Here is a 19220-nt window from a genome sequence, read left to right as displayed (position 1 = left end):
GGGTCCAAGCCGTCCGCATCATGACCCTCGCGGGCTTATGCAGACTTCTTGTTGTTCTTGTCGTCGTCGACTTCGGTGAATTCCGCGTCGACGACGTCGTCCTTCGCAGCGTCCTTGGCCGCATCGGCCTCAGCCTGCTGCTTGTACATGGCTTCGCCAAGCTTCATCGACGCCTGGGCCAGCGTGTTGGTCTTGGTCTTGATCGCCTCGGCATCGTCACCCTTCAGCGCTTCCTTGAGGTCGCTGACGGCATCCTCGATGGCGCGGCGCTCGGTCTCGGCGACCCTCGAACCGTGCTCGGCGAGTGCCTTCTCGGTGGAATGCACCAGCGCGTCGGCATGGTTCTTGGCGTCGACCGCCTCGCGGCGCTGCTTGTCGGCTGCCGCATTGGCCTCGGCGTCCTTGACCATCTTGTCGATGTCGGCTTCCGACAGGCCGCCGGAGGCCTGGATGCGGATCTGCTGCTCCTTGCCGGTGGCCTTGTCCTTGGCCGAGACGTTGACGATGCCGTTGGCGTCGATGTCGAAGGTGACCTCGATCTGCGGCATGCCGCGCGGGGCCGGCGGAATGCCCATCAGGTCGAACTGACCGAGCATCTTGTTGTCGGCCGCCATTTCACGCTCGCCCTGGAAGACGCGGATGGTGACCGCGTTCTGGCTGTCCTCGGCGGTCGAGAACACCTGGCTCTTCTTGGTCGGGATCGTGGTGTTGCGGTCGATGATACGGGTGAACACGCCGCCCAGCGTCTCGATGCCCAGCGACAGCGGGGTCACGTCGAGCAGCAGCACGTCCTTGACGTCGCCCTGGAGCACGCCAGCCTGAATCGCAGCGCCGATCGCCACGACTTCGTCCGGATTGACGCCCTTGTGCGGCTCCTTGCCGAACAACTGCTTCACGACTTCCTGGACCTTGGGCATGCGCGACATGCCTCCGACCAGCACCACTTCGCCGATCTCGGCGGCGGTGAGGCCCGCATCCTTCAGCGCCTTGCGGCAGGGCTCGACCGTCTTCTGAACGAGGTCATCGACCAGCGCTTCGAACTTGGCGCGGGTCAGCTTCATCGTCAGATGCTTCGGGCCGGTCTGGTCCGCGGTGATGAAGGGCAGGTTGATCTCGGTCTGCGTCGTCGACGACAGCTCGATCTTGGCCTTTTCAGCGGCTTCCTTCAGGCGCTGCAACGCGAGCTTGTCGTTGCGCAGGTTGATGCCCTGCTCCTTCTGGAACTCGTCGGCCAGATAGCCGACGAGGCGCATGTCGAAATCTTCGCCGCCGAGGAAGGTGTCGCCGTTGGTCGACTTCACCTCGAACACGCCGTCGCCGATTTCGAGAATGGAGATATCGAACGTGCCGCCGCCGAGATCGTACACCGCGATGGTGCCGGTCTTGGTCTTGTCCAGACCATAGGCGAGGGCTGCCGCAGTCGGCTCGTTGATGATGCGCAGCACTTCAAGGCCAGCGATCTTGCCGGCATCTTTGGTCGCCTGGCGCTGGGCGTCGTTGAAGTAGGCCGGAACGGTGATGACCGCCTGGTCGACCTTCTGGCCCAGATGGGCTTCCGCGGTCTCCTTCATCTTCTGCAAGATGAACGCCGAAACCTGCGAGGGCGAGTAGGTCTGGCCGTCGGCCTCGACCCAGGCGTCGCCGTTGGAAGCCTTCACGATCTTGTACGGAACGAGCTTCTTGTCCTTCTCGACCATCGGGTCGTCGTAGCGGCGGCCGATGAGGCGCTTCACTGCGAAGAACGTACGCTCGGGGTTGGTGACGGCCTGGCGCTTGGCAGGCTGGCCGACGAGGCGCTCACCGTCATCCGTGACGGCGACGATCGAAGGCGTCGTGCGCATGCCTTCGGAATTCTCGATGACCTTGGCGTTCTTGCCATCCATTACGGCGACGCACGAATTCGTGGTGCCGAGGTCGATCCCAATGACCTTTCCCATGGTCCAGATATCCTTGTTTTTGCGGCAGGTTGGCTGGGCCCAGAAGGCACCCGAACCGAAACCCCCTAAGATCAAACATCCGCGATATTGCGATGGTTGACGCTCATATAGGAGGGGGGGTGGGCCCCGCAAGGACCGAACGCAAGTTTCGGCCGTGAAAACATTGGGTTTTGGAAGAACATATCCGGGCTGGACCGCCCTTGCGGGTGAGGAATTATTAACAGGTCTGCGCTCGGCCTGCCCCCCGCCGCCACCCTGTTGCGGCAAGGCCAAACCCGCTAAAAGGCGGACCGGCCGGACCACCGCGCGCTAGGCTGCCCCACGCGACAAAGGGGCCCGATGGCCGACCATCGAACGGCCTCAATGTGAACCAAGTAGAGTGCCCATGAAGCTCATTCGCCCCCTCGCCGCGCTCGCCCTCCTCGCTGCCACAGCACTTCCGGCCTTCGCCGCCGACGCCGTTTTCCCGCCTGGCTTGCGCCTCGGCATGGCGCCACTGGTCGGGCTGAGCACGGCCAAGACCTTTCCCGGCTTCGAGAGCGAGGACGGCAACGTCAAGGTGCTGATCACCGAGCTGCCGCCGGCGGCCTATGGCGAGGTCGTGGCCGCCTTCAACGCGAATCCGGCCGGCAGCAACGGCGTCAAGCCGGACAAGATCGAGACGCCGGCGGGGTTGGCCTATTTCACCACCGAGAGCGGCAAGGCCGGCGATACTCCGGTGAAGCGCTATTCGATGATCGTGCCGGGTGCCGGCTTCTCCGGCTATGTCGCGGTGCAGGTCCCCGAGAACGCATCGAAAATCTACACCGACGACGCGGTGCGGCAGATGTTTGCGACCGCGGTAACCCGCAGGGAAGTGTCGGCCGACGAACAGATCGGGCTGATGCCGTTCAAGATCACCGACCTCGCCGATTTCAAGGACGTTCGCACGCTGGTCCCGGGCAGCAGCATCATCCTGGCCGACGGCAACGAGAGCACAGGCTATGAATCGAAGCCGTTCATGATCCTCGGCCTGATCGGCGCGACCCCGCAGCAGGCCGACGATCGCGCCCGCTTCGCCCAGGAGGCCGCGCTCCAGATCCCCGGCGTGCGCGAATCGCGCGTCACCATGTCCGAGCCGATCCGCATCAATGGCCAGCAGGGCTTTGAGACCCGGATCGACGGCATCAGCGGCAAGGACAAGACCGCGGTCACGGTGGTGCAGTGGATCCGCTTCTCAACCGGCGGCGCCTCGCTGCGCATCATCGCCAGCGCGCCGCGCGACCAGTGGGTGAACGCCTTCACCCGCTTCCGCGCAGTGCGCGACGGCATCCAGCCGAAGGGCTAAGCGAAAACGGTCCAGCACACTCGGTGTCGTCCCGGCGGAGGCCGGGACCCAATAACCACAGGGAGTGGTTGCAGGACGAGCCGGTAACTCCGAGTCTTCGCAAAACTATTGCTGCGGCGTATGGGTCCCGGCCTTCGCCGGGACGACGAGAAAGTAGCCCGCCCAAGCGCTCACCAGACCCGGCTGCATTTTCGGGCTTCTGTTCGTATACGAACGGAATTAGGCTCCTTCCTCGTTGGATCATTCAGAGGGAGACGAACGATGCTGGATCGGCGACAAATCTTGGCGGCGCTGGGGACGACGGCGCTCGCGAGCCTCGCTCCAACCGCGCTGTTGGCCGCGGCCTCGATCAAGCCGGACGACACATCCGCGCTGCTCGTGATCGACGTGCAGAACTGTTTTCTTCCGGGCGGCAGCCTCGCGGTGAAGGAAGGCGAGCAGGTGGTGCCGGTCATCAACAAGATGGCCAAGGGATTTTCGAACGTGGTGATGACGCAGGACTGGCACACGCCCGGCCATGTCTCGTTCGCATCGGTGCATTCCGGCAAGAAGCCGTTCGAAACGATCGACCTGCCCTATGGCAAGCAGGTGCTGTGGCCGGACCATTGCGTGCAGGGCACCGACGGCGCTTCGCTGTCGAAGGATCTCTCGATCCCGCAGGCCGAGCTCATCATCCGCAAGGGCTTTCACAAGGACGTCGACAGCTATTCGGCCTTCCTCGAGGCCGACGGCAAGACCTCGACCGGCCTCGCCGGCTATCTCAAGGGCCGCAAGATCAAGCGCGTGTTCGTTGCGGGTCTCGCGACGGACTTCTGTGTCGCCTGGACCGCGCTCGACGCGCGCAAGGCCGGCTTCGAGGTCTATGTCGTGGAAGACGCCTGCCGCGGCATCGACAATCAGGGCTCGCTCGCGAAAGCCTGGGCCGATATGGCCAAGGCCGGGGTGAAGCGGATTCAGTCTGCGGATATCGCGGTGAGCGCGTAAGGCGACGCGACTCTTCCGCCAAACCCGCATCCTGAGGAGCGCGCCCTTCGGGCGCGGCTCCTCACCATGAGGATTGCGAGCTTACGCCCGCTTCAGTTCGCCTCGTTGCTGTTGGCCGCAGGTGCAGCCTTCGCGCCGCCCTTGGCGACACCGACCAGAGCCGGACGCAGCACGCGGTCGCCGATGGTGTAGCCGGCCTGCATGACCTGCACCACGGTGCCTGACGGCACCGACGGATCGGGCACCTCGAACATCGCCTGCTGGAAGTTCGGGTCGAACTTCTGGCCCGAGGGGTCGAACTTCTTCACGCCGTGCTTCTCCAGCGCATTGAGCAGCGAGCGCTCGGTGAGCTCGACGCCCTCGATCAGCGAGGTCATACCGGGATCAGCCGCGGCACGAGTCTCGGCCGGAATGGCATCGAGCGCGCGCTGGAGATTGTCGGCGATGTCGAGCACGTCGCGGGCAAAGCCGGTGACGCCGTAGAGCTTGGAGTCGGCGACCTCCTTGGCGGTGCGCTTACGCAGATTCTCCATCTCGGCCAGCGTCCGCAGCATGCGGTCGCGCGCCTCGGCAGCTTCCTTCTGCAACAATTCGACCGAGCCGGGCTCGGGATCGTCGGGCATGATGTAGGGCTTCGACACCACGGGCTCGCCGGTCGCAGCGGTCGTGTCTTCGGGTTGCCGGTCTCGATCGGTCATCGGCTCTCTTTTCAAACTCGTCTCAGGGATTTTTCTCGCCCGGATATCGTGCTTCGGGCGCCGAAAATCAAGCGCCCGTGATCGTCTGAGCCGCCGGTCAGCCGCCCAGGAGGCGACTGACGATGCGGGCAGCGTAGTCCACGGTCGGGATCACGCGGGCATAATTCAGCCGGGTCGGGCCGATTACGCCCAAAACACCGACGATATGGCCGGCGGCATCCCGATAGGGCGAGATGATGGTGGAGGAGCCGGACAGCGAGAACAGCTTGTTCTCGCTGCCGATGAAGATTCTCACACCCTCGGCGGTCTCGGCGCGGCCGAGCAGATCGACCACGCCGCGCTTGGTCTCAAGGTCATCAAACAGCAGCCGCACCCGCTCGAGGTCTTCCAGCGCGTGCAAATCCTCCAGCAGATTGGCGTGGCCACGTACGATCAGCTGACGATTTTCATTCTCGCCGCCGGACCAACTGGCGATACCGGCTGCGATTACCTTCTGGGTGAGCTGGTCGAGCTCCGCACGGGCTTCGCCCAGTGCAGTTTCGAGCTCGAGCCGGGCCTCGGCCAGCGTCCGGCCGCGAATCCGCGCATTGAGGAAATTGCCGGCCTCCGTCAGCGCCGAGGACGGAACTCCGGGCGGAAGGGTCAGCACACGGTTTTCGACCTGACCGTCCTCGCCGACCAGGATCACCAGCGCCTTCTCGGGTTCCAGTCGGACGAATTCGATATGTTTCAGCCGCGAATTGGATTTTGGCGTCAGCACCACGGCGGCGGCGCGGGTGAGGCCGGACAACCGCGTCAGCGCTTCCGACAGCGCCGCCTCCACCGATTGGGCGTGGCCCACCGACGTCAGCTGGCTCTGGATCGACTGCCGCTCGGCCTCGTTGAGGTCGCCGACCTGCATCAGGGCATCGACGAAGAAGCGCAGGCCGAGTTCCGTCGGCAAACGGCCGGCGGAGGTGTGCGGCGCGTAGATCAGGCCGAGCTGTTCCAGATCGGCCATGACATTGCGGACCGAGGCCGGCGACAACGGCATGGCGATCAGGCGCGAGATATTGCGTGAGCCGACCGGCTCGCCGGTCGTGAGATAACTCTCGACGATTTGACGAAAGATGTCGCGAGAACGCTCGTTGAGCTGGGCAAGGCCCGCGCGCGGCGCGATCAGATGGATCGGATCGTGATGGGCCACGGACGTAACTCCTCTCGGCTGCCTTTAATCTGTCCATCCGGGAGCCCCCTGACAAGCGGGGTTTTGCGATTGCTCGATAGTTGCTTGGGGACCGAAAAGCCCTTGCTGCTCACCCTCACCCCCCCTACAAGCACCGCGAACAGCCTATTCCCGTGAGTTTTGGAGGATTTCCCATGCGGCCAAGCCGCCGTGCGCCCGATGAATTGCGCCCCGTGACGCTTGAGCGTGGCGTGGTCAAATATGCGGAAGGCTCCTGCCTGGTGAAATTCGGCGACACCCATGTGCTGGTCACTGCCACGCTGGAGGACCGCCTGCCGCCGTGGCTGAAGGGCCAGGGCCGCGGCTGGGTCACCGCCGAATACGGCATGCTGCCGCGCGCAACCTCCGAACGCACCCGCCGCGAAGCTGCCGCGGGCAAGCAGAGCGGCCGCACCGTCGAGATCCAGCGCCTGATCGGCCGCTCGCTCCGCACCATCGTCGATCTCGAAGCACTCGGTGAGCGCCAGATCACGGTCGATTGCGACGTGCTCCAGGCCGACGGCGGCACCCGCACGGCCTCGATCACCGGCGCCTGGGTCGCGCTCGCCGATTGCATCAGCTGGATGAAGACGCGCAACATGATCAAGGCCAAGGTGTTGCGCGACAACGTCGCCGCGATCTCCTGCGGCATCTACAAGGGCACACCGGTGCTGGATCTCGACTATGCCGAGGATTCCGAGGCCGATACCGACGCCAATTTCGTCATGACCGGCGATGGCCGCATCATCGAGGTGCAGGGCACCGCGGAACGCGAGCCGTTCACGGAAGCCGAGTTCCTGGCGCTGATGGCGCTGGCCCGCAAGGGCGTCGCGCGTCTCGTGGACTTGCAGAAACTGGCCGTGGCGTAGTCAATAAGCCCATGCATCGCCGAATCACCGGAAAGCTGGTCATCGCCACCCACAATCCCGGCAAGCTCGCCGAGATGAAGGAGCTGTTGGCGCCTTACGGCATCGAGGCGGTGTCGGCCGGTGAGCTCGGCCTTCCCGAGCCGGAAGAGACCGGCAACGATTTCCGCAGCAATGCCGCGATCAAGGCCATCGCAGCGGCGCAGGCGACCAAGCTTCCTTCCTTCGCCGATGATTCCGGCATCGTGGTCGATGCACTCGACGGCGCGCCCGGCATTTTCTCCGCACGCTGGGCCGGTCCGAGCAAAGACTTCGCAGCGGCGATGGCGCAGATCGAACGCCTGTTGCAGGAGCGCGGCGCAACCACGGCGGACAAGCGCACGGCGCATTTCGTCTCCGCGCTCTGCGTCGCCTGGCCCGACGATCATCTCGAAGAGGTCGAAGCGCGCGTCGATGGCACCCTGGTCTGGCCGCCGCGCGGCACGGCCGGCTTCGGCTACGATCCGATGTTTTTGCCCGATGGCCACACGCGTACGTTCGGCGAGATGACCAGCATCGAGAAGCACGGCCTGCCGCCGCTTGGCCTTGGCCTGTCGCATCGCGCCCGCGCCTTCGTGAAACTGGCGGAGATCTGCCTTGAGCCGCGCTAAGGAAGCCTTTGGCGTCTACGTGCACTGGCCGTTCTGCCTGTCGAAGTGCCCGTATTGCGACTTCAACAGCCATGTCCGCCACGTCGCGATCGACGAGGCACGCTTCGCCTCAGCTTTCGCGCGCGAGATTGAAACAACTGCACAGCGCGCGCCCGGCCGCGAGGTCACATCGATCTTCCTCGGTGGCGGCACGCCATCGCTGATGCAGCCGGCAACTGTCGGCGCGGTGCTCGATGCGATCGGCAAGCATTGGACAGTCGCGAGCGACGTCGAAGTCACGCTGGAAGCAAACCCGACCAGCGTCGAAGCCACGCGCTTCGCCGGCTATCGCGCGGCCGGCGTGAACCGTGTTTCGCTCGGCGTGCAGGCGCTTGATGATGCCTCGCTGAAGGCGCTGGGCCGCATGCACAGCGCGCGCGAGGCGCTCGACGCGGTCGCGATCGCGCGCCGTTCGTTCGACCGTTATTCGTTCGATCTGATCTACGCCCGCCCCGACCAGACGCCGGAGATGTGGGCGGATGAACTGCGGCTCGCCATCGATGAAGCCGCCGAGCATCTGTCGCTCTATCAATTGACGATCGAGGAAGGCACGCCGTTTTTCGGCCTGCACCAGGCCGGTAAATTGAAGACGCCGGACGAAGCGGTCGCCCGCGCGCTCTACGATGTCACGCAAGAGACCTGCGACAAGCTCGGGCTGCCCGCCTACGAGATCTCCAACCACGCGCGGCGTGGCGCCGAGTGCCGGCACAATCTCGTATACTGGCGCGGCCATGAATACGCCGGTGTCGGCCCCGGCGCGCACGGACGACTCGATATCGATGGCATCCGCCACGCCATCGCTACCGAGAAGCGCCCCGAAGCCTGGCTGATGCGGGTCGAGACCAACGGCAATGGCATCGTCACCGACGACCTCCTCAACAGCGAGGAGCGCGCCGACGAATTCTTGCTGATGGGATTGCGCCTCGCCGAGGGCATCGACCCCGAGCGCTACACCGCCCTGTCCGGCCGCCCGCTCGACCCCAAACGCATCGCGCTGCTGCGCGAAGAAGGCGCGATCACGGTTGATGCGACAGGACGGTTGCGCGTGACGAGCAGCGGATTCCCGGTGCTGGATGCGGTGGTCGCGGATCTGGCGGCGTAGCGAAATGCTGTAGCCCGGATGGAGCGCAGCGTAATCCGGGTTGCGCGAAATGAGGGACCGGTCCCGGATTTCGCTGCGCTCCATCCGGGCTACGAAGCCATCAAGCCCCAAAGCTCTTCGGCGAGCCCGCGACAGCGACACCGCCACCCGTCGTCACCTTCATCACCGCAAGCCCGCGCTCATTGGTGCCATCGGCGCGGAAGCGGAACAGGCCGTCGATGCCCGCAAAGCCTGAGGGATTGGTGAGCACGTCGGGCGAGAAGCGCGTGGTGCCTTGCGTGCGCGCGAGTGCAGCGACCAGCGCCACCGCATCATAGGCGAGCGTTGCGGTGCGCACCGGCTCGGCACCGTATTTGGTGCGGTAGCGGCCGGAGAAGGCGCGGAAGCCGGCCGGATCCGGCGCGGCATAGAGGCCGCCCTGCAGCGCTGCGTTGGCATAGACGCGCGGATTGTCCCAGAGGCCGGTGCCGAGCAACTGGATGTTGCGCAAATTCGCGCCCGCCGCAGTCATCGCATCGGCCACAGCGACGACGGCATCGCCGTCATCGGCAATGAACAGCGCATCCGCGCCACCAAGCTGCTGCGCCACGGTGCGTGCCGGCGTGGCGCGATCGGCGCCGTATTTCTCGAACGCGACAATGCGACCGCCGCGCCGCGGCACCGCCGCTTTCACCGCGGCCTCGACGACATTGCCATAGGCATTGTCGGGCACGAGCACGGCGACGGAGCGTTTTCCGATGCTGGCGGAATATTCGATGATGCGGTTGACGTCGGACTCCGGCAGGAAGGAGAGCAGATAGACGCCGCGGCCGGCGATGCTGGAATCGGTCGAGAACGCCATCACCGAGATGCCGCGCGTGCGCGCGACCTGCGCCACCGCCGGCACCGACTGCGCGAACAGCGGCCCCAAAATGATCTCGGCACCTTCGTCGACCGCCTGCTGTGCGCCCTGTTGGGCGCCTTGCGGGCTGCCGTTGTCGTCCTTGATCAAGAGCTGGATGTTGGGATTCTGAAACTCGGCCAGCGCCATCTCGGCGGCGTTGCGCATGGATTGCGCGGCGAGCCCGGCATTGCCGGCGGCCGAGAGCGGCAGGATCACGGCAACCTTCACGCCGCCGGTACCGGCGGTCGTCGCCTGCTGCGGCGGGCCGGCTGGCTGGGCCGGGGGCGGGGAGGAGCTGCTGAACGGATTGGAGAACTGGCTGAGGCTCTGCTGCACGCCGGCGCAGGCCGACAGCAGCGGTGCACCCAGCAACAGCCCAAGCGCGCTCCGCCGGGTCGCCCCCGACGTCTGGGGCCCCGGAACGGGAGACTCCTCCGAAAAGGAAGATCTGGGAGTACGCGGGCCCACCATGGCAACTCTTCTTCTGACCAGCCGTCTGCGGCCGATCACACCAACTCATGCCCGCGACAGAAGCCGCGGATTCAGGCATATTGTCGGCAAATAGTTAACCAAAACAAAAGGATAAGGAACGCTTAACGCGGCCGTCTCCTGGTCCTGGCAAGCTGTTCGCCGACGCTCTCGCAGCATCAAGGCGGCGTTTCCGCCGCGAATATGGCGCTGGCGCTTCATTCCCCCTCGAATGTGATACCGGATGGATCACATTCCAGTCCTTCCCCGCCCCGTCGCTCGTATCTTGCCCCGGTACGATCTTTTTCGGAGGACCGGTTCCCAGCCCTCGGGATCATGCCTAAGTTCGTCTCATTATGCGCGCAAAGCCGGCCCCGATAAATACACCTGAAAACACGGACGCCGCCCCGCGCGGTTTCTCCATCGACGCCTATAGGCTCGTGGCGCCGAAGGTCGCGCCGGGCCTCTATCTGGTCGCGACCCCCATCGGCAATCTCGGCGACATCACGCTGCGCGCACTCCAGACGCTCGCCGGGGTCGACGTCATCGCCTGCGAGGACACCCGCATCACGCGGCGCCTGACCGAGCGCTACGCCATCTCTGCGCAGCTCAAGCAATATCACGAGCACAATGCCGAGGCCGCGCGTCCGAAGATCCTGGAGCGGCTTTCGCAGGGCGGCTCGATCGCGCTGGTGTCGGATGCCGGCACGCCGCTGATCTCGGATCCCGGCTTCAAGCTGGTGCGCGAGGTCTGCGCCGCGGGTTATGCGGTGTTCGCGCTGCCCGGCCCGTCCTCGGTGCTGGCGGCGCTTTCGGTCGCAGCACTTCCGACCGATCGCTTCTTCTTCGAAGGGTTTCTTCCGCCGAAATCCGCGGCCCGGCGTACCCGGCTCACCGAGCTCGCCCGCATCGATGCGACACTGGTGATGTTCGAATCCGGCAACCGCGTGCAGGACACGCTCGCCGAGCTCGCTGAGATCATGGGCACGCGCGAAGCCGCGATCTGCCGCGAGCTGACAAAACTGCACGAGGAGATTTCGCGCGCGCCGCTGAGCGAGCTTGCGCGCGAGGCTGCCACGCTTGAGACGCGCGGCGAATTCGTGCTGGTGATCGCTCCGCCCGCAGCCGACGCCGAGGTGATGACGGCGGACGCGCTCGACGACCTCCTGCGCGAGCAACTTGCCGCGCACAGCGTCAAGGACGCCGTCGCTCATGCGGTCGAGCTATCAGGACGGGCGCGCCGCGAGGTCTATGCTCGCGCGCTCGAGCTCGCAAAAAGTATGCGAGGCGGCGATGGCGAAGCGTGAGGGCGCCCAGGAATCGAAACAGGAACCGAAGATCGCCTCGCCCGAACGCGTCGCGGCGTTCCGCACCGGCATCTCCGCGGAGAGCCGCGCCGCCGCCTATCTGATGGCCAAGGGCTACCGTATCCTGGCAAAACGCTACCGCACGCCGCATGGCGAGATCGATATCGTGGCCCGCCGCCGCAACCTGATCGCCTTCGTCGAGGTCAAGGCGCGCGCGACGCTGGATGACGCCGCTTTCGCCGTGACGCCGCGCCAGCAGCAGCGGATCATCAATGCCGCGCAGGGCTGGCTCGTCGCGCATCCCGAGCATGCGGAATTCGAACTGCGATTCGACGCCATGCTGATTGCGCCGCGGTCACTTCCACGCCATGTGTTGGCGGCATTCGACGCCTCGACCTGAAAGGCAGACCATGAAACTGAACGTCGCCGTCCAGATGGACCCCATCGCCCGCATCAACATCAAGGGCGATTCCACCTTTGCGCTGCTTCTGGAGGCGCAGAAGCGCGGCCATGGCCTGTCCTATTACACGCCGGACAAGCTTTCGATGGTGGGCGAAGAGATCGTCGCCCCGGTTCAGCTCCTGACCGTGCGCGACGAGCCCGGCGATCATTTCACCCTCGGCGAGCCCAAGCGCGAGGCGCTCAACGGCTTTGACGTGGTGCTGCTGCGCCAGGATCCGCCGTTCGACCTCGCCTACATCACCTCGACTCATCTGCTTGAGCGCATCCATCCCAAGACGCTGGTCGTCAACGATCCGGCGTCGGTGCGCAATGCGCCGGAAAAGCTGTTCGTGATGAATTTTCCGCAGCTGATGCCGCCGACCCTGATCTCGCGTGACCTCGACGAGATCAACGCGTTTCGCGACAAGCATGGCGCCGTGGTGATGAAGCCGCTGCACGGCCATGGCGGCGCGGCGGTGTTCCGCGTGATGCCGCAGGACATGAATTTCGGCTCGCTGTTCGACATGTTCTCGGTTACCTTCAAGGAGCCCTGGGTGATTCAGCAGTTCATCCCCGAGGTGAAGCACGGCGACAAGCGCATCATTCTGGTCAATGGCGAGTTCGCCGGCGCGGTCAACCGCGTGCCGGCCGCGGACGATCTCCGCTCCAACATGGTGCGCGGCGGCGCCGCGCATGAGACCGAGCTCACCCCGCGCGAGCGCGAGATCTGCGCCACCGTCGGACCGGCGCTACGCGAACGCGGCCTGCTGTTCGTCGGCATCGACGTCATCAACGGCAACCTCACCGAGATCAACGTGACCTCGCCAACCGGCATCCGCGCAATCGCGCGGTTGGGCGGCCCGGATGTTGCGGCCAAGGTCTGGGACGTAATCGAGCAGAAGCGGGCGAAGTAAGGGCTACGCGCGCGGTCTCTCTCCAACGTCGTCCCGGCGAAGGCCGGGACCCATAACCACAGGGCGTGGTTTGGCGAAGACTTGTCGTTGGTACTTCTGCCTTCCTGCAATCGAAAGATCACGCGGTATGGGTCCCGGCCTTCGCCGGGACGACACTGGTAATGTGTCGCGATGTTTCCGTCTCACCGCTGCGACATCGCTCGGCACCTGACATCACTAACCACCCATTCACCATGACGCCCCGCGTCTCATTCGAACGCAGGAGTGCGCTTGCGTGAACTACGGGGCCGGCGCCGTCCGAATAACGCGGCATTCACCATCTGGCCAAAACCAGCACCGTCACTGACCATCACACTCGGCCTCGCAACACCCCTTATACTTTTACTCCCTACTCATCGATGCCGGGGAACCCGCCACGTGCGGTTCGAGTGCCCCGCGTAAGAGTAGAGGCGTATGAATACCGCACGCATTGTCGTTCTCGTCATTGCGCTGGGCGCCGGCGGCGTCGCCGCATATCTGGCGAGCGGCTATGACAACAAGCCCGCGCCCGTCCTCCCGGTGGCCGAGAAGCTGCCGACGGTCGAGGTGCTCGTCGCCAAATCCGACATCCAGCTCGGCCAGGCCGTGAAGGCCGAGGACCTGCAATGGCAGACCTGGCCGTCAGCCACCGCGAGCAGCGCCTTCATCCGCCGTGACAGCAGGCCCGACGCACAGACGCAGATCGCAGGCTCGATCGCGCGCGTGCCGTTGATGCAGGGCGAACCGATCCGCGAGCAGAAGCTGGTGAAGGCCGACGGCTCCGGCTTCATGGCCGCGATCCTGCCGTCCGGCATGCGGGCCGTCTCCACCGAAATTTCAGCCGAGACCGGCGCGGGCGGCTTCATCCTGCCGAACGACCGCGTCGACATCGTCATGACGCGCCGCCTGAAGAATCCCGAAGGCGCCAACGGCCCGGCCGGCGGCAATGACCTCATCCTGTCCGAAATCGTCCTGACCAACATCCGCGTGCTCGCGATCGACCAGGCGCCGAAGGAAAAGGACGGCCAGAACGCCGTGCTCGGCAAGACCGTCACGCTCGAGCTCAAGCCCGACCAGGTCGCCACGCTATCGGTCTCGCGCCAGGCCGGCACGCTGACGCTCGCGCTGCGGAGCATCGCCGATGCCAACGCGTCGGAGATTACGGTCGAAGACCAAGCAGCCAGGCGTGCCGGCGGCGTGAACGTGATCCGCTACGGCGTGCAGGCGCGGCAACTAACGTCACAGAAGTGATGGGGACACCCAAGATGAACTACGGGGATAATCAGACGGGCCTGCGCATTCGGGGGAAGCGCGTGCGCTCGTTCTGGACGGGGGCAATGCTGATGCTGGGGCTGGTCGCAGCCCCTGACCGGGTCAGCGCCGCGGATGCGCCGGTCGGAGACCAGGCGCCGATGCAGGCGCCGGATCTCGGCGTGGCGCCGGTCGCGACCATCGCGCCGGCCCGGACGCGTTTCCTGTCGCTTGGCGTCGGCAAGTCGGCCGTGATCGACCTGCCGCGCGAGGTCAAGGACGTGCTGGTGGCCGATCCCAAGATCGCCAATGCGGTGATCCGCTCGGCGCAGCGCGCCTATATCATCGGCGGCCAGGTCGGACAGACCAATGTCGTGTTCTTCTCTGCCGACGGCCAGCAGGTCGCCGCCTACGATATCGCGGTGAAGCGCGACCTCAACGGCATGCGCGCGGCGCTGCGCTCATCGCTGCCGGGCGTGCAGATCGAGGGCGTCGGCGACAGCGTGATGTTGACCGGCTCGGTGTCGAGCCCGGTCGAGGCTCAGCAGGCCGGCGATGTCGCCGCCAAGCTGGTCGGCGGAGCAGACAAGGTCGTCAACAACATCATCGTGCGCGGCCGCGACCAGGTGATGCTGAAAGTCGTCGTCGGCGAAGTGCGCCGCGACATCGTCAAGCAGCTGGGCGTCGATCTCAGCGCCAGCCTGAATGCCGGCACCGCGGTCGTGAACTTCAACAATTCCAACCCGTTCTCGGCCAGCGGCGGACCGCTGGTCAGCGGCAACGGGCTCGGCGTTGGCGGCCTCACCAAAGGCGTCGCCACCGTCAGCGCCACGATGCGCGCGATGGAAAGCGCGGGCGTGATGCGCACCCTGGCCGAGCCGAGCCTGACGGCGATCTCCGGTGAATCGGCGACCTTCATCGCCGGCGGCGAATTTCCAATCCCCGGGGGCTATGCCTGCGATCCGACCACGCATGTCTGTACCACCCAGATCACCTACAAGAAGTTCGGCATCTCGCTGAACTTCACCCCGGTCGTGCTGAGCGAGGGCCGGATCAGCCTGCGCGTGATGACCGAGGTCTCGGAGCTGTCGAGCCAGAACGCCATCACGGTGTCGCAGGCGCTGTCTTCGAGCACGACCAACTCGATCACCATCCCATCGGTCCAGACCCGTCGCGCCGAAACGACGCTTGAAATTCCCTCGGGCGGCTCGATGGCGATGGCCGGCCTGATCCAGCAGCAGACCAAGCAGGCGGTCAACGGCCTGCCCGGCGTCGATCAGCTGCCGATCCTTGGCGCGCTGTTCCGCAGCCAGGACTTCGTCAACAACGAGACCGAGCTGATGGTGATCGTGACGCCTTATGTGGTGCGCGCGGTCGCCCAGAAGGAATTGTCGCGGCCCGATGACGGCTTCGCGCCGTCGTCGGATTCGCAGTCCGCACTGCTCGGCCGCATGAACCGCCTCTATGGCATTGCGCGCCGCGCCGATCCGATGGACGGCAACCAGGGCGATTTCGGCTTCATCATCGACTGACGCGAACGGGCGATTGGGGAACGGGGCGAGAAACGGGGCAAGTGGGGACAAGCCGATGACGAAGACGACAGCTGATCGACGCCGCAATTTGCGCGTCGCGCTCGCACTGACGGGGCTCTCCGTCATGCTGGGCGCGTGCAACACCACCGGCGACGTCGTCACCACCCAGACGGTGCCGACCGATTATCGCCAGCGCCACCCGATCGCGGTGCAGGAAGCCAAGCGTTCGATCGTGATCTTCGTCGGCAAGGCCAGAGGCGGCCTCTCGGCCGCGCAGCACTCGGACGTCGCGGGCATTGCCCAGGACTGGACGCGCGAAGGCACCGGCTCCGTCATCGTCGACGTGCCCATCGACACAGCGAATTCGCGCGCGGCTGCTGCGACCTATCACGAAATCCGCGCCGTGCTCGGCGCCAGCGGCGTGCCGTCGCGCGCCATCGTCCAGCATCCCTATCGTCCCGAAGATCCCGGGCTGCTGCCGACCATCCGCCTGAGCTATTCCAGGATCGCCGCGGTCGCCGGCCCCTGCGGGCTGTGGCCTGAGGACGTGGGTCCGTCCATCCTCAACCCCGGCTACAACGAGAACCGGCCCTATTTCAATCTCGGCTGCGCCACCCAGCGCAATCTCGCGGCGATGATCGACAACCCCGCCGACCTCGAGCAGCCGCGCGCCGAGACGCCGGCCTACACCGCACGCCGCGACATCGCCTTCGAGCGCTACCGCAAGGGCGCGGCAACCACGACCACCTATCCCGAGGCTGAAAAGGCCAAACTCAGCGACACAGGCAAATGACAAGCGTCCACGACGAAGAAGCGGGCGATCCGCAGCACCCCGAGGAACACATTGCGCCGGTGCCTCGCATCTCGGTGCAGGCATTTTGCGAGACCGAGCAGACGCTCGCCGCAATGACCGCGGCGGGCCAGGACCGCCGTCTCGCCAAGGCGCATCTCACCGCCAAAGACGGCGGCCTTGCCGCGGCGATCGAAGTCTATGAAACGATGCCGACGCCGAACGTGATCGTGATCGAATCCGACGGCACGCGCGACATTCTCGAGGGCCTCGACGATCTCGCCGGCGTCTGCGATCCCGGCACCCGCGTGGTCGTGATCGGCAATCCCAACGACACGGCGCCCTATCGCGAGCTGGTGCGCCGCGGCGTCAACGACTACGTGATCGGGCCGGTCGAGACCATCGACGTGGTGCGCTCGATCTGTAGCCTGTTCTCGGCTTCCGAGACCATCATCACCGGCCGCGTCATCGCGGTGGTCGGCGCCAAGGGCGGCGTCGGCGCCTCCACCGTCGCGCACAACGTGGCCTGGACCATCGCGCGCGACCTGGCGCTGGATTCAGTCGTGATCGATCTCGACCTCGCCTTCGGCACCGCGGGCCTCGATTACAACCAGGACCCGGCGCAGGGCATCGCCAACGCGGTGCTGTCGCAGGACCGGCCGGATACGGCGCTGATGGAGCGCCTGCTCTCCAAATGCACCGAACGCCTGAGCCTGCTGGCGGCGCCCGCCACGCTTGATCGCGTCTATGATTTCGGCGCGGAAGCCTTCGACGCAGTGTTCGACACGCTGCGCATGACCACGCCCTGCATCGTGCTCGACGTGCCGCATCAATGGTCGGGCTGGACGCGGCGCGCGCTGGTCAATGCCGACGACATCGTGATCGTGGCCGAGCCCGATCTCGCCAACTTGCGCAACACCAAGAACATGCTCACGGTGCTGAAGGCGGCGCGGCCGAACGACCGGCCGCCGCTCTACTGCATCAACCAGGTCGGCATGCACAAGCGGGCGGAGATCGACGTCAAGTCGTTTGCCAAGACCATGGAGAGCCAGCCGCTCGCGGTGATCCCGTTCGATTCGAAGCTGTTCTCGACCGCGGCCAATAACGGCCAGATGATCGCAGAGGTCTCCAAGAGCCACCGCACCACCGAGCTGTTTCAGAACATGGCGAACCGCCTCGCCGGGCGCGGCGAGGTGAAGAAGCCGAAGCGTTCGCTGCTCGGACCGCTCTTGAAGAAGCTGAAGGGCAAATCGGGGCGCCCGTCTGCGCCACATCGCAAGGCGTCGTAGGCGCCGGAGCGTTTTCGAGCGAAGTGGATACCGGTTCGCGTCAAGAAAACGCGTCAACCGAGAATCAATGCAGCTAGCGGATTATTTGTCCGCCCGCTGCTGCTGCTTCTTCGTCAGCAGCTGCCGCAACGCCGTGACCTTTGCCGCCGCCTGATCCGGCGGCAGATCGGCCTTCACAATGGTCTCGGCCTCGGCCTGCTTTCCTTCCAGTCCCAGCACCATCGCGAGATTGGCGCGCACGCGGGGATCGGCGGCGTTGCGCTCGTAGGCGCGGCGCATGGTATCCTCGGCCCTCGGCAGATTGTTCTGGAGCACATAGGACAGGCCGAGATTGGACAAAACCTGCGGCTCGTCCGGCACGATCTTCAGCGCGGTCGCATAATATTGCTGCGCTTCCTCGTTGCGGCCGAGCTGGTCGAGCGCCGCGCCCTGCGCCGACAGGATGCGCCAGTCGGGATCCTCCGGCGTATGCGCGCGGCTGAGCACATCGTAGGCCTGCTGGAAATTGCCATTGTCGGCGAGCGCGCGGCCATAGCCGGCGAGCAGCGCCTTGTTGCTGGGATGGGCAAGCACGGCCTGCTCCAGCACCGCGACCGCCTGAGCGCGCTGGCCGGTCTCGCGCAACGCCTTGCCGTAGTCGAGGGCGACGTTGGCATCGCTCGGCTTGGCACGATAGCGCTCGCGCAGGGCATCCATGTCCGGCTTCGCGTCGGCCTTGCTAGCTGATTCCGGCTTGCTGCCGAGCGCACCGGTGATGTCCTCGAGGCTCGTGGTCTGACAACCGCCGAGAACGAGCACCAGAAGCGCGGGAAACAGTAATCTCGCCGGGGGACAGGCGAGGCACGAACGCTTGGACATACTCTGATCACCGCCGGCGGACTGATCAGAGATGCTTTGCCGATTAACGCTAAATTCCCGTTAAGGAAACGCGCCGGTCGGGGTCAGTCGGTGAATTCAGCACCGAATTCGCAGCCGATGCGCCAGCGCAGGCGGCACTGGCGGGAATAGTCCGGCGCGAAGATGATGGTGAACTGCGGGGGCACTTCGAGAAATTCCGCCACCACTTTCACGCCCCCGTCCGAGATATCCGTGATCGTGCAGTCCCTCGGCAGCGAGCCCGCGCCAAAATGAATCTTGGCGAGCCGAGTGCATCCCCGACGTTCGCTTCTGCGGCGATTTGCAAGCATTTTGATTGTTCACTTGTTAGATCACGGCCCATCCCGCGGCTCTAGGAGTAGCGGACATTCGTTGGAATGTGCTGATCGGAGCCGCTCGCATTCGAGGCGTAGTGTCTGCGCCTTGTTTACGATTGATTAGGACTTGCCGGGCCTCCGGAAATGTTCCCGTATTGTTCTTGCAGAGTGTGTCGGGCTCTGCTACCCTCGATTGTGCAAGAGGGCAGGCTGGTTTGGGTATGGTTCAGCGGGTTTCTACCGTCGCCTTTGAGGGGATCGAGGCCCGCGCGGTCGACGTGCAGGTGCAGGTCGCCCCGGGCCTGCCGGCCTTCGCAATAGTGGGGA

General features: G+C 65.2%; 18 protein-coding genes and 1 pseudogene. 13 read left to right on the top strand and 6 right to left on the bottom strand.

All coding sequences use genetic code 11. The features are described 5' to 3' along the window. Positions 1-35: 35 nt before the first annotated feature. Positions 36-1937 (bottom strand): molecular chaperone DnaK, encoded by a 1902-nt coding sequence (gene dnaK, locus UP06_RS19110; RefSeq protein ID WP_045004749.1) that lies wholly within the window; start codon positions 1935-1937, stop codon positions 36-38. A 385-nt stretch (positions 1938-2322) separates the two neighbouring features. Here dnaK and UP06_RS19105 point away from each other — a divergent pair, with 385 nt between their 5' ends. Both UP06_RS19105 and pncA read left to right on the top strand, forming a co-directional pair. After that, on the top strand, positions 2323-3264 hold the full coding sequence (locus UP06_RS19105; RefSeq protein WP_045004748.1) for a hypothetical protein: 942 nt from the start codon (positions 2323-2325) through the stop codon (positions 3262-3264). Between the two features lie 261 nt (positions 3265-3525). Continuing rightward, the gene (gene pncA / locus UP06_RS19100) at positions 3526-4248 is read left to right on the top strand and encodes a bifunctional nicotinamidase/pyrazinamidase (RefSeq protein ID WP_045004746.1); all 723 of its coding nucleotides are present in this window, start codon (positions 3526-3528) and stop codon (positions 4246-4248) included. Between the two features lie 92 nt (positions 4249-4340). Here pncA and grpE read toward each other — a convergent pair whose 3' ends face one another. Next, entirely contained in the window at positions 4341-4946 is a 606-nt protein-coding gene (gene grpE, locus UP06_RS19095) for a nucleotide exchange factor GrpE (protein ID WP_045004744.1), read from the bottom strand. A gap of 97 nt (positions 4947-5043) precedes the next feature. After that, positions 5044-6132: a heat-inducible transcriptional repressor HrcA gene (gene hrcA / locus UP06_RS19090; protein WP_045004742.1), complete on the bottom strand. Its 1089-nt coding sequence runs from the start codon at positions 6130-6132 to the stop codon at positions 5044-5046. Between the two features lie 173 nt (positions 6133-6305). Between hrcA and rph the strand changes: the two genes are divergently transcribed. The 3 genes from rph to hemW are packed head-to-tail and all read left to right on the top strand — an operon-like array spanning position 6306 to position 8807. After that, complete coding sequence (rph, locus tag UP06_RS19085) at positions 6306-7019, top strand: ribonuclease PH (RefSeq protein WP_045004741.1); 714 nt, start codon at positions 6306-6308, stop codon at positions 7017-7019. 11 nt (positions 7020-7030) lie between these two features. Further along, on the top strand, positions 7031-7666 hold the full coding sequence (gene rdgB, locus UP06_RS19080; protein WP_045004740.1) for an RdgB/HAM1 family non-canonical purine NTP pyrophosphatase: 636 nt from the start codon (positions 7031-7033) through the stop codon (positions 7664-7666). After that, positions 7653-8807: a radical SAM family heme chaperone HemW gene (gene hemW / locus UP06_RS19075; protein ID WP_045004739.1), complete on the top strand. Its 1155-nt coding sequence runs from the start codon at positions 7653-7655 to the stop codon at positions 8805-8807. Before rdgB ends, hemW begins: the two co-directional genes overlap by 14 nt. A 100-nt stretch (positions 8808-8907) precedes the next feature. Here hemW and UP06_RS19070 read toward each other — a convergent pair whose 3' ends face one another. Further along, positions 8908-10161 carry a penicillin-binding protein activator gene (locus UP06_RS19070; RefSeq protein ID WP_197087316.1) on the bottom strand — a complete coding sequence of 418 codons (1254 nt, stop codon included), beginning with the start codon at positions 10159-10161 and terminating at the stop codon, positions 8908-8910. 353 nt (positions 10162-10514) lie between these two features. Here UP06_RS19070 and rsmI point away from each other — a divergent pair, with 353 nt between their 5' ends. The 7 genes from rsmI (at position 10515) to UP06_RS19035 (ending at position 17700) form a co-directional block, all read left to right on the top strand. After that, entirely contained in the window at positions 10515-11465 is a 951-nt protein-coding gene (gene rsmI / locus UP06_RS19065) for a 16S rRNA (cytidine(1402)-2'-O)-methyltransferase (protein WP_045004738.1), read from the top strand. Continuing rightward, positions 11452-11865 carry a YraN family protein gene (locus tag UP06_RS19060; RefSeq protein ID WP_045004737.1) on the top strand — a complete coding sequence of 138 codons (414 nt, stop codon included), beginning with the start codon at positions 11452-11454 and terminating at the stop codon, positions 11863-11865. Before rsmI ends, UP06_RS19060 begins: the two co-directional genes overlap by 14 nt. Before the next feature lie 10 nt (positions 11866-11875). After that, positions 11876-12820: a glutathione synthase gene (gene gshB, locus UP06_RS19055; protein WP_045004736.1), complete on the top strand. Its 945-nt coding sequence runs from the start codon at positions 11876-11878 to the stop codon at positions 12818-12820. Between the two features lie 453 nt (positions 12821-13273). Continuing rightward, entirely contained in the window at positions 13274-14089 is an 816-nt protein-coding gene (gene cpaB / locus UP06_RS19050) for a Flp pilus assembly protein CpaB (RefSeq protein ID WP_045004735.1), read from the top strand. Between the two features lie 14 nt (positions 14090-14103). Next, positions 14104-15621, top strand: a complete 1518-nt coding sequence (locus UP06_RS19045; RefSeq protein ID WP_045004734.1) for a type II and III secretion system protein family protein — start codon at positions 14104-14106, stop codon at positions 15619-15621. A gap of 55 nt (positions 15622-15676) precedes the next feature. Beyond that, the gene (locus tag UP06_RS19040; RefSeq protein ID WP_045004733.1) at positions 15677-16414 is read left to right on the top strand and encodes a CpaD family pilus assembly protein; all 738 of its coding nucleotides are present in this window, start codon (positions 15677-15679) and stop codon (positions 16412-16414) included. Next, a complete protein-coding gene (locus UP06_RS19035; RefSeq protein ID WP_045004732.1) occupies positions 16411-17700 on the top strand; it encodes a CpaE/TadZ family protein in 1290 nt (429 codons plus the stop codon). Before UP06_RS19040 ends, UP06_RS19035 begins: the two co-directional genes overlap by 4 nt. An 81-nt stretch (positions 17701-17781) precedes the next feature. Here UP06_RS19035 and UP06_RS19030 read toward each other — a convergent pair whose 3' ends face one another. Further along, positions 17782-18558, bottom strand: coding sequence for a tetratricopeptide repeat protein (locus UP06_RS19030; protein ID WP_045004730.1), 777 nt, complete (start codon positions 18556-18558; stop codon positions 17782-17784). 83 nt (positions 18559-18641) lie between these two features. Further along, positions 18642-18887, bottom strand: a complete 246-nt coding sequence (locus UP06_RS19025) for a PilZ domain-containing protein (RefSeq protein WP_045004729.1) — start codon at positions 18885-18887, stop codon at positions 18642-18644. 227 nt (positions 18888-19114) lie between these two features. On the opposite strand from UP06_RS19025, the pseudogene UP06_RS42690 reads away from it, so the two are divergent. Then, positions 19115-19219: pseudogene (locus UP06_RS42690) on the top strand (ATP-binding protein); the annotation flags it as partial. Between the last annotated feature and the right edge of the window lies 1 nt (position 19220).

The organism is Bradyrhizobium sp. LTSP857 (assembly GCF_000938285.1).
Classification (GTDB): domain Bacteria; phylum Pseudomonadota; class Alphaproteobacteria; order Rhizobiales; family Xanthobacteraceae; genus Bradyrhizobium.
This window is presented reverse-complemented; position numbering and strand designations above follow the sequence as displayed.